At 72.4% G+C, this 14,178-nt stretch carries 12 protein-coding genes; 5 read left to right on the top strand and 7 right to left on the bottom strand.

The features are described from left to right. Positions 1–71 precede the first annotated feature (71 nt). The 4 genes from ABZ386_RS24840 to ABZ386_RS24825 are packed head-to-tail and all read right to left on the bottom strand — an operon-like array spanning position 72 to position 3,421. Positions 72–1,022, bottom strand: coding sequence for an alpha/beta hydrolase (locus ABZ386_RS24840; protein ID WP_351339099.1), 951 nt, complete (start codon positions 1,020–1,022; stop codon positions 72–74). A 50-nt stretch (positions 1,023–1,072) separates the two neighbouring features. Next, complete coding sequence (locus tag ABZ386_RS24835) at positions 1,073–1,846, bottom strand: enoyl-CoA hydratase/isomerase family protein (RefSeq protein WP_355715220.1); 774 nt, start codon at positions 1,844–1,846, stop codon at positions 1,073–1,075. Next, a complete protein-coding gene (locus ABZ386_RS24830; RefSeq protein WP_355715223.1) occupies positions 1,843–2,256 on the bottom strand; it encodes an OB-fold domain-containing protein in 414 nt (137 codons plus the stop codon). The genes ABZ386_RS24835 and ABZ386_RS24830 overlap by 4 nt, the downstream gene beginning before the upstream one ends. A gap of 1 nt (position 2,257) precedes the next feature. Beyond that, positions 2,258–3,421, bottom strand: coding sequence for a lipid-transfer protein (locus tag ABZ386_RS24825; protein ID WP_358965876.1), 1,164 nt, complete (start codon positions 3,419–3,421; stop codon positions 2,258–2,260). Positions 3,422–3,518: 97 nt separating this feature from the next. On the opposite strand from ABZ386_RS24825, the gene ABZ386_RS24820 reads away from it, so the two are divergent. Further along, positions 3,519–5,126, top strand: a complete 1,608-nt coding sequence (locus ABZ386_RS24820) for a FadD3 family acyl-CoA ligase (protein ID WP_358965875.1) — start codon at positions 3,519–3,521, stop codon at positions 5,124–5,126. On the opposite strand, the gene ABZ386_RS24815 is transcribed toward ABZ386_RS24820, so the two are convergent. The 3 genes from ABZ386_RS24815 to ABZ386_RS24805 all read right to left on the bottom strand — a co-directional run bounded on the left by ABZ386_RS24815 (position 5,116) and on the right by ABZ386_RS24805 (position 9,625). Beyond that, the gene (locus tag ABZ386_RS24815; protein WP_358965873.1) at positions 5,116–6,039 is read right to left on the bottom strand and encodes an SMP-30/gluconolactonase/LRE family protein; all 924 of its coding nucleotides are present in this window, start codon (positions 6,037–6,039) and stop codon (positions 5,116–5,118) included. The genes ABZ386_RS24820 and ABZ386_RS24815 overlap by 11 nt on opposite strands. Positions 6,040–6,244: 205 nt before the next feature. Further along, entirely contained in the window at positions 6,245–6,430 is a 186-nt protein-coding gene (locus ABZ386_RS24810; RefSeq protein ID WP_351338782.1) for a hypothetical protein, read from the bottom strand. A gap of 213 nt (positions 6,431–6,643) precedes the next feature. Further along, a complete protein-coding gene (locus ABZ386_RS24805; RefSeq protein ID WP_355715236.1) occupies positions 6,644–9,625 on the bottom strand; it encodes a BTAD domain-containing putative transcriptional regulator in 2,982 nt (993 codons plus the stop codon). Positions 9,626–9,852: 227 nt separating this feature from the next. On the opposite strand from ABZ386_RS24805, the gene ABZ386_RS24800 reads away from it, so the two are divergent. The 4 genes from ABZ386_RS24800 (at position 9,853) to ABZ386_RS24785 (ending at position 14,012) form a co-directional block, all read left to right on the top strand. Then, a complete protein-coding gene (locus tag ABZ386_RS24800; RefSeq protein ID WP_358965871.1) occupies positions 9,853–11,097 on the top strand; it encodes an amidohydrolase family protein in 1,245 nt (414 codons plus the stop codon). A gap of 14 nt (positions 11,098–11,111) precedes the next feature. Further along, a complete protein-coding gene (locus ABZ386_RS24795; RefSeq protein WP_358966076.1) occupies positions 11,112–12,014 on the top strand; it encodes an LLM class F420-dependent oxidoreductase in 903 nt (300 codons plus the stop codon). 9 nt (positions 12,015–12,023) lie between these two features. Beyond that, positions 12,024–12,794 (top strand): glucose 1-dehydrogenase, encoded by a 771-nt coding sequence (locus ABZ386_RS24790; RefSeq protein ID WP_358965869.1) that lies wholly within the window; start codon positions 12,024–12,026, stop codon positions 12,792–12,794. A 99-nt stretch (positions 12,795–12,893) separates the two neighbouring features. Next, positions 12,894–14,012: an LLM class flavin-dependent oxidoreductase gene (locus ABZ386_RS24785; protein ID WP_358965867.1), complete on the top strand. Its 1,119-nt coding sequence runs from the start codon at positions 12,894–12,896 to the stop codon at positions 14,010–14,012. The last annotated feature ends 166 nt before the right edge of the window (positions 14,013–14,178 follow it).

Genomic DNA, 14,178 nt, shown 5'->3' with positions numbered 1-14,178 from the left:
GAGCGGTCCGCTCACCGCTCTCACCCAAGACGCTACGCCGGGTGCGCGCCGGCCGCCAGGGCGGCCGTACGTCAGTCCCGCAGCTCCCTGAGGAAGCCGAGCAGTGCCTCGTTCACCTCGTCGGGCCGCTCCTGCTGCGTCCAGTGGCCGCAGCCCGGCAGCACGAGCGGCTTCCGGCGCAGGTTCGGCATCAACTCGGGCAGCTTCTCGATCAGTTCGGGCGTGCCCGGGAAGGCGGGTACGAGGTCCCGGTCGCCGTACACGTACAGCGCGGGCGGGGACACCACCGCGCCCTGCCAGGGGGCGGTCAGCGCCCAGTTGCGGTCCAGGTTGCGGTACCAGTTGAGCGCGCCGGTGAAGCCCGGCGCGAAGCTCTCGGTGAGCCGGTCGAGGTCCTCCTCGGTGAGCCACGCGGGCAGCACCTCGGGGTCCGGCGCGTCCGCGAGCCAGCCGCGCTCCAGGTCGGCCAGGGCCTGCTCGGGGCGTCCGGCGCCCGGGGCGTCACCGGAGGCGGAGTACAGCAGCTTGCGCAGGGTGGTGCGGGTGTCGGCCTCGAACTCGGCCTCGGCGACGCCCGGCTGCTCGAAGTAGTTCCAGTAGAAGCGCCCCCCGAACCGCTCCCGCATGGTCTCCAGCGGCGGCCGACCGCCCCGGAACGGCGGCGGCACGCTCAGCCCCGCCACCCCGCGCACCACGTCCGGCCGCAGCAGCGCGGTGTGCCAGGCCACCGGCGCTCCCCAGTCGTGCCCGACGACGAACGCCCGCTCCTCGCCCAGCGCGTGGATCAGTCCGACCACGTCCCCCACCAGGTGGAGGATGCTGTAGTCGGCCACGTCCTCCGGGTGATCACTGCCGCCGTAGCCGCGCTGGTCCGGCGCGACCACCCGGAAGCCGGCCTCGGCCAGCGGTCCGAACTGGTGCCGCCAGGAGTGCCAGGACTCCGGGAAGCCGTGCAGCAGCACCACGAGCGGGCCCTCGCCCTGCTCCGCGATGTGCAGCTGAATGCCGTTCACGTCGATCATCCGATGCTCAACCACGCGTCGAGCATACGCGTGTAGACGGAAACCATTCCCTAACGCAACCGGTACTCCCGTCGCCGCCCAGCGAACAGCCGGGCCTGTTCCCCCGCTTGCGCGTTCCCGAGCGCGATGAGATGCGGCGCCTGCGCGACCCCCTGGGCCCGCCCCGCCTCGCTCGCGGCCCACAGCGCCCGGACGGTTCCCTGCACGGCCTCAGTCGGATACCCGGCGATGACGGAGGCGCAGGCGGTCGCCGCCGCCAGGGCCTCGCCCTCCGCGACGAGTTCCGACACCAGCCCCACCTCGTACGCCCGGCGCGCCGAGATCCGCTCCGCCGTCCCCAGCAACGCCATCCGCGCGACCTCCCCGTACGGCATGCGCTGCGCCATCAGGACGGACTCGTAGGCGCTGACCATGCCGTAGGTGGTGTGCGGGTCGAAGAAGGAGGCGGTGGTGTCGGCGACGACGAACTCCGCCTCGCCGAGCAGGTAGAAGGCGCCCCCGCAGGCCATCCCGCGCACGGCGGCCACGACCGGCTTCCACAGGTCGTTCGCCTTGGGCCCGACCCCGAGCAGCGGATCGTCCTGCGCGTAGGGCGAGTTGGGCTGCGGCACGACCGCGTCCCGGTCGATGCCCGTGCAGAAGGCGCGCTCGCCGGCCCCGGTCAGGACGATCGCCCGCACGGAGTCGTCGAACCGCAACCGCCGCCACACCTCGGCGAGTTCACGGGCCATGGCCAGGTCGACGGCGTTGTGCCGCTCGGGCCGGTTCAGGGTGACGACGGCGACCCCGCTGTCCTCCTCGCACCTGACGAGCACACCGCTCATGACCGCTCCAGGACCCACCGGGGGAGGCCGTCGTCGAAGACGACCCGCACCCGGGCGCCGATCCGCAGCCGGTCGGCGGGCAGGGAGCCGATCGCCGCGCCCGGCTCCGCGACCAGATTGCCGACGAGCCGGATGCGCGGCGCCTCGTCCAGCTCGACGACGACCACGTTGTAGGGCGCCAGCGCCGCGTAGTCGGGCAGCAGCGGCGGATGGGCGACCACGTACGACCAGACACGGCCCTGGCCGGACAGGCGGCGCCAGTCCGTCGCGAACGACTGGCAGTGCGGGCAGCAGGGGCGGGGCGGGAAGCGGAGCTCGCCGCAGTCGGCGCAGGCCTGGACGCGCAGCTCGCCCTGTTCCGCGTACGTCCAGAAGGGGGCGCCGTCGGGGTCGGTGACGGGTCGCAGCATCTCAACTCCTCAGCAGCAGAGCGGAGGTCGGCACCCCTTCACCCGCGGTGACGAGGCAGGTGGAGGCGCCCGGCACCTGCGCGGTGCTGGTGCCGCGCAGCTGCTTCACCCCTTCGGTGATCAGGTTGAAGCCGTGGACGTACGCCTCGGACAGGCCGCCCCCGCCGGTGTTCAGGGGCAGCAGTCCGCCGGTCTCCAGGGCCCCGCCCTCGGTGAACGCCCCGCCCTCGCCGCGCCCGCAGAAGCCATAGCCCTCCAGGGAGAGGAGCACCAGGGGCGTGAAGGCGTCGTAGATCTGGGCGACGTCCACGTCCTCGGGGGTCAGGTCGGCGTGCTTCCACAGGTGCCGGGCGGCGCTCCAGGCCGGGCCGGTGAGGGGGTCGTCGTTCCAGTAGTTGACCATGCCGTGGTGCTGGGCGGGCAGCGACTGGGCGGCGGAGTGGACGTAGACGGGCCTGCGCCGGCAGTCGCGGGCGCGCTCGGCGGAGACGACGACACAGGCCAGCGCCCCGTCCGTCTCCAGGCAGTTGTCGAAGAGGCACAGCGGCTCGCTGATCCACCGGGACGTCATGTACATCTCGCGGGTCAGGGGCCGGTCGTACATGATGGCGGCCGGGTTCTGGTTGGCGCGGTTGCGGCAGGCCAGGGCGACGTTGAAGAGGTGGTCGCGGGTGGCCCCGTACGCGTGCAGATAGCGGCGGGCGAGCATGGCGATCTCGTCGACGGGCCGGAGCAGCCCGAACGGCCGGGTCCACTGGGCCGGCGTCGGGAGCTGGACGGCCGTGTTGGTCCACGGCCGGGGCCCGCTGCCCCGCTTGCGCGACCGCCAGGCCACCCCGACGCTCGCCTGCCCACTGGCGATCGCCCCGGCGAGATGGGCGACCGTCGCGCACGAACCCCCGCCCCCGAAGCCGACCTTGCTGAAGAACGTGAGGTCGCCGAAGCCGCAGGCCTTCGCCAGCTCCACCTCGTCGGTCTCCTCCATGGTGTAGGAGGCGAGGGCGTCGACCTCGCCGGGCGCGATCCCGGCGTCGTCGAGGGCGGCCAGCACGGCACGGCAGGCGAGGGTGCGCTCGTCCTCGGGGAGCCGCTTGGCGAAGGGCGTCTGGCCGATGCCGACGATGGCGGTGGCGTCCTTGAGGCCTGCCGATCCTGCAACTGCCATGCTGCGCGCACCTCCGGCCCGAGCGGTCGCTGACAGGTCGTCAGATTACCGTTAATCTGACGGGCAGTCAGCTCCTAAGGTCTTCGGGAGGCTTGCCATGCGAGCGGACACGGAGTGGGGAAGCGTTCCGGGCCTGGTCAGGGCGGCGGCCGAGCGGTACGCGGACGCCGAAGCGGTCGTCGAGGGCCGCACCCGGATCACCTACGCGGAACTGGGCGCGCGCGTGGACCGCGCCGCGGCGGCCTGCCTGGCGAACGGGCTCGAACGGGGCGACCGGGTCGCCATCTGGGCGCCCAACACGCTCGACTGGATCGTCGCGGCCCTCGGAGCGGTCTCGGCGGGCGGCGTCCTGGTCCCCCTCAACACCCGCTTCAAGGGCGCGGAAGCGGCGGACGTCCTGCGTCGCAGCGGGGCCCGGCTGCTGTTCGTGACGGGCACCTTCCTCGGCACCTCGTACGTGGCCTCCCTGCGCAGGGCGGCGGGGCAGGGCCCGGGCGACGGCCCGCTGCCCGGCCTCCCTGCCCTGGAGAACGTGGTGGTCCTCTCGGAGGACGCCCCGGCCGCCTTCCTCACCTGGAAGGACTTCCTGGCGAGCGGGGAGGCGGTGGGACCGGCGGAGCTCCGCCGCCGAGCCGACGCCGTCGACGGCTCCCACCCCTCGGACATCATCTTCACCTCGGGCACCACGGGCCGCCCCAAGGGCGCGGTCATCACCCACGCGCAGACGCTGCGCGCCTACGACATCTGGAGCGACCTCGCGGGCCTGACCCGGGGCGACCGCTACCTGATCGTCAACCCCTTCTTCCACACCTTCGGCTACAAGGCCGGGGTCATCGCCTGCCTGACGCGGGGCGCGACGATGATCCCCCAGCCGGTGTTCGACGTGGCCACGGTCCTGGCCAACATCGCCGCGGAACGCGTCTCCGTCCTCCCCGGCCCCCCGACCCTCCTCCAGTCCCTCCTCGACCACCCGGCCCGCGACGCCCACGACCTCTCGGCGCTCCGCCTGGTGGTGACCGGAGCGGCGGTGGTACCCCTGCGACTCGTCGAGCGGCTGCGCGGAGAACTCGGCATCGACACCGTCCTCACCGCCTACGGCCTCTCCGAAGCCGGCGGCGTCGTCACGATGTGCCGGCGCGGCGGCGACCCGACGGTGATCGCCTCGACGTCGGGCCGGGCGATCCCCGGCACGGAGGTGAGGGTCGTGGACGCCCAGGGGCGGCCCCTGGGGCCCGGGGCGCCGGGCGAGGTCCTGGTCCGCGGCTTCAACGTCATGTCCGGCTACTACGAGGACGAGGCCGCCACCGCCGAGGTGCTGACACCGGACGGCTGGCTGCGCACGGGCGACGTCGGCGTCCTGGACCCCGAGGGCAACCTGCGGATCACCGACCGCCTCAAGGACATGTTCATCGTCGGCGGCTTCAACGCCTACCCCGCCGAGATAGAGCAGCTCCTGGGCCTCCACCCGGACGTGGCGGACGTCGCGGTGATCGGCGTACCGGACGCCCGGCTGGGCGAGGTGGGCCGGGCGTACGTCGTACGGCGGCCCGGGGCGCTCGTCACCGCCGACGACCTGATCGCCTGGTCCCGCCGGGAGATGGCGAACTACAAGGTGCCGCGCACGGTGGAGTTCGTGGCGGAACTGCCGCGCAACGCGAGCGGGAAGGTCGTGAAGGGAGCGCTGCGCGAGAGGGTCACCGGCTGACCGGCAGGGAGGGCGTCCCGGTCACCGACATCATCAGCGAGTAGAGCGTGGTGTCGGCGGCGATGAACATGCGGTTGCGCCGGGCGCCGCCGAAGCGGATGTTGGCGACGACGCCGGGGACCAGGACGCGGCCCAGGAGCGTGCCGTCGGGGTCGTAGCAGTGCACCCCGCCGTCCAGGGCGGCGGCCCACAGGCGGCCCGCGTCGTCGAACCGGATGTTGTCGAAGTTCCCCTTCGCGCACTCGGCGAAGACCTCGCCGCCGCCGAGCGTGCCGTCGTCGCGGACGTCGAAGACGCGGATGTGGTTGGCCGTGCTGTCGGAGACGTACAGCCGGCTCTCGTCGGGGGAGAAGACCAGGCCGTTGGGGCCCTGGAAGCCGTCGGCCACCAGCCGCACCGCACCGCTCACCGGGTCGATCCGGTACACGTTCCGGGCGCCGATCTCGCTCTCCCCGCGGTGCCCCTCGTAGTCGGTGGCGATGCCGAACTCCGGGTCGGAGAACCACACCGAGCCGTCCGAGCGCACCACCGCGTCGTTCGGGCTGTTGAGCCGCTTGCCCTCGAACCGCTCCGCGAGCACCGTGACCGAACCGTCGTGCTCGGTCCGGGTCACCCGCCGGTTGCCCTGCTCGCAGGTGATGAGACGGCCCTGCCCGTCCAGGGTGTTGCCGTTCGGGAACCCGGCGGGCGACCGGAACACCCCGACGGCGCCGGTCGTCTCGTCCCAGCGCAGCAGCCGGTCGTTGGGGATGTCGCTCCACAGCAGATACCGCCCGGCGGGCACGTACACGGGCCCCTCGGCCCACCGGCAGCCCTCGAAGAGGATCTCCAGCGTCGAGTCCCCGGCCTGACACCGGCCCGTCCGGAACCGCTCGTCGAGCGTCTCGTACGTCTGGGGTTGCTCACCGGGCATGCTGCCACCTTCGGGCTCGGGCCGATCGTGATCGTCGCGGACCCACTATCGCGCGCCGGGGGCGTCGGCGCACGCCACCCGGGCCGGGCGTCGGGGCCGTGCCGCTGCGACGCCCCCGGTCCCGGACACGCGTCGGCCGCGACGGCTCCCCCTCCGCGCCGCCGCGGCCGATGCTCCCCCGAAGTCCCCCGTCGGATCAGGTCCGTCAGGCCTTCTCGTCCGAGATGTGGGTGTCGAGCGGGGTGGCGGTGCCGCTGGAGATGTGGGTGTCGAGAGGCTTGATGTCGCCCGTGTCCAGCTCCCCGGAGGAGATGTGCGTGTCCTGGGGCTTGATGTCCCCGTCTTCCCCACCGGAGATGTGCGTGTCCTCGGGCTTGACCTTGTCGCTCATAGAATGGATCTCTCTCTGTGACATGGGCCGGTTGCCGCTTCACAGGACGCCCGTCCGGCAACTCCCCCGTGGGTTGCCGAACGAGCGTCCGAAGGCCGGTACACCGTACGTGTACGGCCGTTGACCAAACCGTCTGCCCCCCGACGCGACGGGTTGGTGGCAACAGAGTGCCGGGCAGCGATAAACGAACGATGAACGCCCACTTGGCCGCGTTCAGGGGGCCACGGGGCTGAGCAGCGCGCGCACCTCGGACGCCTCCGCGGAGCCCAGTTTGTCGTAGATGGTCAGGGCTTCCTGCCAGCAGGCACGGGCGCGGTCGGGCTGGCCGAGTTCCCGCAGGGCCTTGCCCAGCACGGTGAGGACCGTCCCACGACGCCACTCCCCGCCGATGCCGCGCAGGGCGATGGCCTGCTCGGCGTGGGCGGCCGCGAGCGGCGGACGCCCCGCCGCGAGGTGCACCTCCGCGATACGGAAGTGCGTCACGCCCTCCCAGAGCGGCTGGCGGTTCTCCCGGAAGACGGCCAGCGCCGCGCTGAGTTGTTCCAGCGCCTCGCCGTACCGGCCCGCGACGGTCAGCGCGAGCCCGAGGGCGTACCGTCCGTTCGCCAGACGCAGGGCCGCTCCCAGGCCGTCGTAGATCTCGATGCCCTGCTCCACGAGCGAGATGGCCGTGCTCGTCTTGCCCAGGGCCAGATGCACACGGGAGAGGTTGCACAGTGCGCTGGCCTCTCCGGGGGCGTTCCTGTCATCGCGGAAGTTGTCCAGGGCGATGCTCAGGTAGGTCTCGGCGGCCTCCAGTTCGTTCTTGTAGAAGGCGATGACGCCGCGTTCCAGGGGTGCGTTGCACATGGACCACGGGTCCTCGGCCGATTCCAGGGTCATCGCCTTGCTCGCCTCGACAGCCGCTTCGTCGAAGCGCCCGGCGCGCACGTGCACCTGCGCCAGGGTGGTGCGCGCCTGCGCCTCGACATGAGCGTCACCCAGTTGCTGGGCCGCCCGGCACAGTGCGGTGGCGGCCCGCTCGTAGAAGAGCGAGCTGGCGCCGGACTCCGAAAGGTCCTTCGCCACGAGGAGAAGGCCGGCCGCCCGCCGGAGCGTGGGCGCGAGCAGCGACTGCACGACACAGGCCAGCAGGCACTCGGCCTCGGCGAAGAGCCAGTCGAGGGCCGCCTCCCTGCTGCCGAAGGACAGGCCCTGGTGCGTCGTCGGGGCGAGATGATCCACCAGCCGGTCGCCCGGCCGTTCGATCGCGTACACGGCCGCCGCCGAGGCCAGGTAGAAGTCCAGCAGGCGGGAGACCGCCGCCCCGCGCTCGCTCGGGGGGTGTTCGTCCCGCTCCGCGCACGCACGCGCGTAGAGCCGCACCAGGTCGTGGAAGCGGTAGCGGCCGGGGGCCGCCGACTCCAGGAGGGAGGTGTCGACGAGGGACTCCAGCAGGTCCTCCGTCTCCTCCACGGGCAGGTCCAGGACGGCGGCCGCCGCCGCGAGGGAGATGTCCGGGCCGTCGGCCAGGCCCAGCAGGCGGAAGGCGCGGGCCTGGGCGGGCTCCAGCTGGCCGTAGCCCAGCTCGAAGGTGGCCTTCACCGCGAGGTCTCCGGCCTGGAGTTCGTCCAGGCGGCGGCGTTCGTCGGCGAGTTTCGCCGCCAGGACCGACACCGTCCAGGTGCGGCGGGCCGCCAGGCGGGAGGCGGCGATGCGGATCGCCAGCGGCAGGAAGCCGCAGGCCGCGACCACGTCCAGGGCGGCCTTCCGCTCGGACGCCACCCGCTCCTCGCCGACGATCTTCGTGAACAGCGCCAGCGCCTCGTCCGGGGACATCACGTCCAGGTCGACCAGGTGGGCGCCCGCCAGGTCCACCATCCGCACCCGGGAGGTGACCAGGGCGGCGCAGCCGTCCGTGCCGGGCAGCAGGGGGCGGACCTGGGCGGCGTCGCGGGCGTTGTCCAGCAGGACCAGGACGCGGCGGCCGGCCAGCACCGAGCGGTACAGCGCCGCGCGCTCCTCCAGGGAGTCGGGGATGGCCGAGTCGGCGGTACCGAGGGCGCGCAGGAACGAGCCGAGGACCGTTTCCGGCTCCGCCGCGCGGGCGCCCGCGCCCTGGAGGTCGACGTACAGCTGCCCGTCGGGGAACGCCGAGCGCGCCTGGTGGGCCACGTGCACGGCGAGGGTCGTCTTGCCCACGCCGCCGATGCCCGCCAGGGCCGACACCGCCATCACCCGGCCCTCGGCGGCGGCCAGGAGGTCGCCCAGTTCGCGGACGAAGCCGGAGCGGCCGGTGAAGTCCGGCACCGTCGCGGGCAGTTGCGCCGGGCGGACCGGGACGGCGGCCGGCTCGGGGGCCGGGGAGGAGGGTTCCGCCAGGCCCGGGTCGGCCTGGAGGATCCGCTGCTGCAGTTCGCTCAGGCCGGGGCGCGGGTCGACGCCCAGTTCGTCGGCGAGCAGGCGGCGGGTGTCGGCGTACACCGCGAGGGCCTCCGCCTGGCGGCCGCTGCGGTACAGGGCCAGCATCAGCAGCTCGCGGAGCCGTTCGCGCAGCGGGTGGGCGGCGGTGAGGGCGGTGAGTTCGGAGACGGCCTCGGCGTGGCAGCCCTGCTCCAGGTCCATGTCGAGGCGTGTTTCGAGGAGTTGCAGCCGCCACTCCTCCAGGCGGACGCGCTGCGCCTCCGCGTACGGGCCGGGGACGCCCGCCAGGGTCTCCCCGTCCCACAGGGCGAGGGCGCGCCGCAGCACCTCGCGGGCGTGGCAGAGGTCGCCGGCCGAGCGGGCCTTCTCCGCCTCGGTCGCCAGGTCCTGGGCGACGGCCAGGTCCAGGGCGCCCTCGGCAAGGTCCCGCACCGCGTACCCGCCGGACTCGCTGACCAGGACGCCCGGGTCGAGCACCTTGCGCAGCCGGGAGGCGTACGTCCGCAGCGCCGCCAGGGCCTGCGAGGGCGGTTCCTCGCCCCACAGGGCGTCGATCAGCTCCGCCGCCGTCGCCGTACGGCCCTCGCGCAGCAGCAGGGCGGCGAGCAGGGCGCGTTGCTGGGGGGACCCGGTGCTGATCGGTTCGTCGCCGCGCCAGGCGCGCACCGGCCCGAGCACGCCGAAGCGCAGCGCCGCGAACCCCGCCGGTCCTGCGGAATCCGGCGATACCGCCGGGAAGCCGGTACGCCGCTGCTCCGGTACGCGCGGCACACCGTCCGGTACACCGTCCATGCAGTCCCCCTAGGCATCCTGAGCAACCAGGCCAGTTTGCCTTGTGTGCGGCGGATACGTCAGCCGTGGGAGACACCGATCACAGGCCGACGCACGGGAGTCCACGAGGTCTGCACACTCTCTCCGCACGGACCCGGGGCATGCCGCTGTGACCAGGCCATCGTGGCCGGAACCGGACCGCGTGCGCATAGCTGACGATCCGTCAGATCGGCGCTACCGTGAGCGCCATGGACACCCACGCGAGCACGTTTCCGCTGATCATCTCCGTGGACGACCACACCGTGGAGCCCGCGACCGTCTGGCAGGACCGGCTCCCGGCGAAGTACCGGGGCGTCGGCCCCCGGATCGTGCGGGCGCCCGTGAAGGAGATGACCTTCCTCGGCGGCCGCTTCAAGCCCGTCATGGGCGAACCCGGCGACGACGGCCCCGTCGGGGACTGGTGGGTCTACGAGGAGCTGCGCCGGCCCCTGACCCGGCTCGACACCGCCGTCGGCTGTGCTCGGGACGAGATCAAGCTGGAGGTCATCACCTACGAGCAGATGCGGCCCGGCTCCTACGACGTCACCGCGCGCCTCGCCGACATGGACGTCAACCACGTCCAGTCCGCCCTCTGCTTCCCGACCTTCCCGCGCTTCTGCGGCCAGACCTTCACCGAGGCCGAGGACCACGAACTGGGCCTGCTCTGCGTCCGCGCCTACAACGACTGGATGGTGGAGGAGTGGTGCGGCCCCGACGCGCGGGGCCGGCTCATCCCGCTCACCCTCATCCCCCTGTGGGACGCCGAGCTGGCCGCCGCCGAGGTCCGGCGCAACGCCGCGCGCGGTGTCCGTGCCGTCGCCTTCTCCGAGATACCGCCCTACCTCGGCCTGCCCTCCGTCCACACCGACGACTGGGACCCCTTCCTCGCCGCGTGCGACGAGACCGGCACGGTCGTCGCCATGCACATCGGCTCCTCCAGCCGCATGCCCTCCACCTCGGCGGACGCCCCGCCCGCCGTCGGCTCCACCATCACCTACGCCAACTGCTGCTTCTCGATGGTCGACTGGCTGATGAGCGGCAAGTTCGAGCAGTTCCCGAACCTCAAGGTCATGTACGCCGAGGGGCAGATCGGCTGGATCCCCTACATCCTGGAGCGGGCCGACGTGGTGTGGGAGGAGAACCGGGGCTGGGGCGGCGTCGCCGACAAGGTGCACCGGCCGCCGTCCGAACTGTTCGCCGAGCACGTCTACGGCTGCTTCTTCGACGACGCCTTCGGGCTGCGCAACCTCGACTCCATCGGCGTCGGCAACGTCCTCTACGAGACCGACTACCCCCACTCCGACTCCACCTGGCCCAAGTCCCGCGAGGTCGGCGAGGCACAGATGGGGCACCTGGAGCCGGACGTGGTGGAGCGGATCGTGCGCGGTAACGCCATCGACCTGCTGGGCCTCACGGACGAGGGGCTGTGGCCCGGCCCCGGCGGTGCGCGGTGAGCCTGCTGTACGGGATGCAGCTGCCCGTCCAGTCGCAGAGCACCCTCTACGCCGAGCCCTGGGAGGCGGCGGCGGGCCCCGAGGACCTCCTCGACATCGCCCGCACCGCCGACCGGGCCGGTTTCGCCTACCTGGCGAGCTGCGACCACGTCGGCATCCCGCGCCGGCTGGCCGCCGCCATGAGCACGGTCTGGTACGACCCGGTCGCCACGCTCTCCTTCCTCGCCGCCGCCACCGCCCGCGTCCGGCTGCTCAGCCATGTCGCGGTCGTCGGACTGCGGCACCCGCTGCTCACCGCCAAGCAGTACGCCACCCTCGACCACCTCAGCGGCGGCCGGCTCGTCCTCGGGGTGGGCGCCGGGCACGTCCGTGAGGAGTTCGAGGCCCTGGGCGTGGACTTCCGGCAGCGCGGGCCGGTGCTCGACGAGTGCCTCGACGCCCTGCGCGCCGCCCTCGGACCCGACGAGTTCCCCGAGCACCACGGCAAGCGGTACGACTTCGAGGGACTCGGGCAGCGGCCCCGCCCCGCGCAGGAACGCGTACCGCTGTGGGTCGGCGGCTCCTCGCCCGCCGCCGTACGCCGGGCCGCCCTCAAGGGCGACGGCTGGCTGCCGCAGGGGGACCCCAGGGACCGGCTGCCCGCGCAGCTCGCGCGGATCCGGGAGCTGCGCGAACGGGCGGCGGCGCGGGGTCCGTTCACCGTGGGCGCGATCACCGAGCCGCTGTACGTCGGCACCCCCGGCTGGGACGTGGGCCGCCGCACCCTCACCGGCCGTCCGCGGGTGCTCGCCGAGTCGCTGCGGGCGTACCGGGCGATGGGCGTGGACCAGATCCAGGTGCGTTTCCGCAGCCGGAGCCGCGCCGAACTCACCGACCAGATCGCGGCGTTCGGCGCCGAGGTCGCCCCCGAGCTGTGAGGGAGAGCCATGGGCAAGCTCGACGGACGGGTCGTCATCATCACCGGTGCCGCGCGCGGCCAGGGCGAGCAGGAGGCCCGGCTGTTCGCGGCCGAGGGCGCCCGGGTGGTCGTCGCCGACGTCCTCGACGACCGGGGCGAGACCCTCGCCAAGGAGATCGGCGCGCGGTACGTCCATCTCGACGTCGGCCGGGAGGACGACTGGCAGGCGGCTGTCGCCGCGGCCAAGGACGCCTACGGCCGCCTGGACGGGCTCGTCAACAACGCCGGCATCCTGCGCTTCAACTCCCTCCTCGACACGCCCCTCGACGAGTTCATGCAGGTCGTCCAGGTCAACCAGGTGGGCTGCTTCCTGGGCATCCGCACGGTCGCCCCGGAGATGGCCGACGGGGGCACGATCGTCAACACCGCGTCCTGCACGGGCCTGACCGGGATGGCCGCCGTGGGTTCCTACGCGGCGACCAAGCACGCCGTGCTCGGGCTGACCCGGGTCGCCGCCCTGGAACTGGCCGGGCGGGGGATACGCGTCAACGCCGTCTGCCCGGGGGCCGTCGACACGGCGATGTCCAACCCGGCGCGGCTCGACCCGGACGCCGACCCGGAGGAGAGCGCGAAGGGCCTCGACCGGCTGTACCGCAAGCTCGTGCCGCTGGGGCGGGTCGGGCGGCCGGAGGAGGTGGCCAGGCTCGCGCTGTTCCTCACGTCGGAGGACTCGTCGTACATCACGGGGCAGCCGTTCGTGATCGACGGGGGGTGGCTGGCCGGCGTCAGCGTTATCTGACGGCTCGTCAGCTCTTGACGCTCATGAGGGCCGGTGGAACAGTCGGAGCCATACATCTGATGGTCCGTCAGATAAGATCCCATGGGGCGGTGAACCTCCTTGGAATTCGGCATCTTCGTACAGGGATACGTCGGCAAACGGGCCGAGACCGACCCGCTCGCCGAGCACAAGGCGCTGATGGAGGAGACCGAGTACGTCATCCAGGCGGACAGGTCCGGCTTCAAGTACGCCTGGGCGTCCGAGCACCACTTCCTGGACGAGTACTCGCACCTCTCCGCCAACGACGTCTTCCTCGGCTACCTGGCCCACGCCACCGAGCGGATCCACCTCGGCTCCGGGATCTTCAACCCGCTGGCCCAGGTCAACCACCCCGTGAAGGTCGCCGAGAAGGTGGCCATGCTCGACCACCTCAGCAGCAACCGGTTCGAGTTCGGCAGCGGGCGGGGCGCCGGCTCGCACGAGATCCTCGGGTTCCTGCCGGGCATCACCGACATGAACCACACCAAGGAGATCTGGGAAGAGACCATCGCCGAGTTCCCCAAGATGTGGCTCCAGGACGAGTACGAGGGCTTCCAGGGCAAGCACTGGTCGCTGCCGCCGCGGAAGGTCCTGCCGAAGCCGTACGGTCCGGCGCACCCGGCCATGTGGTACGCGGCCGGTTCGCCCCCCTCGTACGCCATGGCCGCGAGGAAGGGGCTCGGCGTGCTGGGCTTCAGCGTGCAGAAGGTCTCCGACATGGAGTGGGTGCTGGAGCAGTACAAGACGGCGATCGTGGACGCGGAGCCGGTCGGGGCGTTCGTCAACGACAACGTGATGGTGACGACCACGGCGATCTGCGCGCCGACGCATGCGGAGGCCGTGCGGATCGCCGCGAACGGGGGGCTGCACTATCTGCCCTCACTGGTGTTCCGGTACCACGACACGTTTCCTCGGCCCGAGGGGTTCCCGGTGTGGCCGGAGACGCTGCCGGAGTACACCGAGGAGTTCGTGGAGGTGCTCATCGAGGAGGAGCTGCTGATCTGCGGGGATCCCGATGAGGTGCTGCGGCAGTGCAAGCGCTGGGAGCAGGCCGGGGCGGATCAGCTGAGCTTCGGGTTGCCGGTGGGCGTGCCGAAGGAGGAGACGCTGCAGACGATCCGGCTGGTCGGGGAGTACGTGATCCCGAAGATCGACACGGATCCCGTGCATCGGACGTCGCGGTTCCGCCGGGGTGTCTGAACGTTCGTCGGCGGGTGCGGGCGCGTCGTGGCATGTCGCGCAGTTCCCCGCGCCCCTAGGGCCTGTTGTTTGGATCACGCCGCAGACGCGGGGTCTGGCACGCACATCTGCCGCGTTGTCGTCGGTTGCCGACTCCCCCAAGCTCTCGACTTCGCTCGAGCAGGGG

Source organism: Streptomyces sp. NPDC006140 (assembly GCF_040628815.1).
In the GTDB taxonomy this organism is placed as follows: Bacteria; Actinomycetota; Actinomycetes; order Streptomycetales; family Streptomycetaceae; genus Streptomyces.
This window is presented reverse-complemented; position numbering and strand designations above follow the sequence as displayed.

What these genes read in the sequence shown, in the direction of transcription:
- ABZ386_RS24840 (WP_351339099.1), bottom strand. Translation starts at nt 1,022, where the DNA reads ATGATCGACGTGAACGGCATTCAGCTGCACATCGCGGAGCAGGGCGAG.
- ABZ386_RS24835 (WP_355715220.1), bottom strand. Translation starts at nt 1,846, where the DNA reads ATGAGCGGTGTGCTCGTCAGGTGCGAGGAGGACAGCGGGGTCGCCGTC.
- ABZ386_RS24830 (WP_355715223.1), bottom strand. Translation starts at nt 2,256, where the DNA reads ATGCTGCGACCCGTCACCGACCCCGACGGCGCCCCCTTCTGGACGTAC.
- ABZ386_RS24825 (WP_358965876.1), bottom strand. Translation starts at nt 3,421, where the DNA reads ATGGCAGTTGCAGGATCGGCAGGCCTCAAGGACGCCACCGCCATCGTC.
- ABZ386_RS24820 (WP_358965875.1), top strand. Translation starts at nt 3,519, where the DNA reads ATGCGAGCGGACACGGAGTGGGGAAGCGTTCCGGGCCTGGTCAGGGCG.
- ABZ386_RS24815 (WP_358965873.1), bottom strand. Translation starts at nt 6,039, where the DNA reads ATGCCCGGTGAGCAACCCCAGACGTACGAGACGCTCGACGAGCGGTTC.
- ABZ386_RS24810 (WP_351338782.1), bottom strand. Translation starts at nt 6,430, where the DNA reads ATGAGCGACAAGGTCAAGCCCGAGGACACGCACATCTCCGGTGGGGAA.
- ABZ386_RS24805 (WP_355715236.1), bottom strand. Translation starts at nt 9,625, where the DNA reads ATGGACGGTGTACCGGACGGTGTGCCGCGCGTACCGGAGCAGCGGCGT.
- ABZ386_RS24800 (WP_358965871.1), top strand. Translation starts at nt 9,853, where the DNA reads ATGGACACCCACGCGAGCACGTTTCCGCTGATCATCTCCGTGGACGAC.
- ABZ386_RS24795 (WP_358966076.1), top strand. Translation starts at nt 11,112, where the DNA reads ATGCAGCTGCCCGTCCAGTCGCAGAGCACCCTCTACGCCGAGCCCTGG.
- ABZ386_RS24790 (WP_358965869.1), top strand. Translation starts at nt 12,024, where the DNA reads ATGGGCAAGCTCGACGGACGGGTCGTCATCATCACCGGTGCCGCGCGC.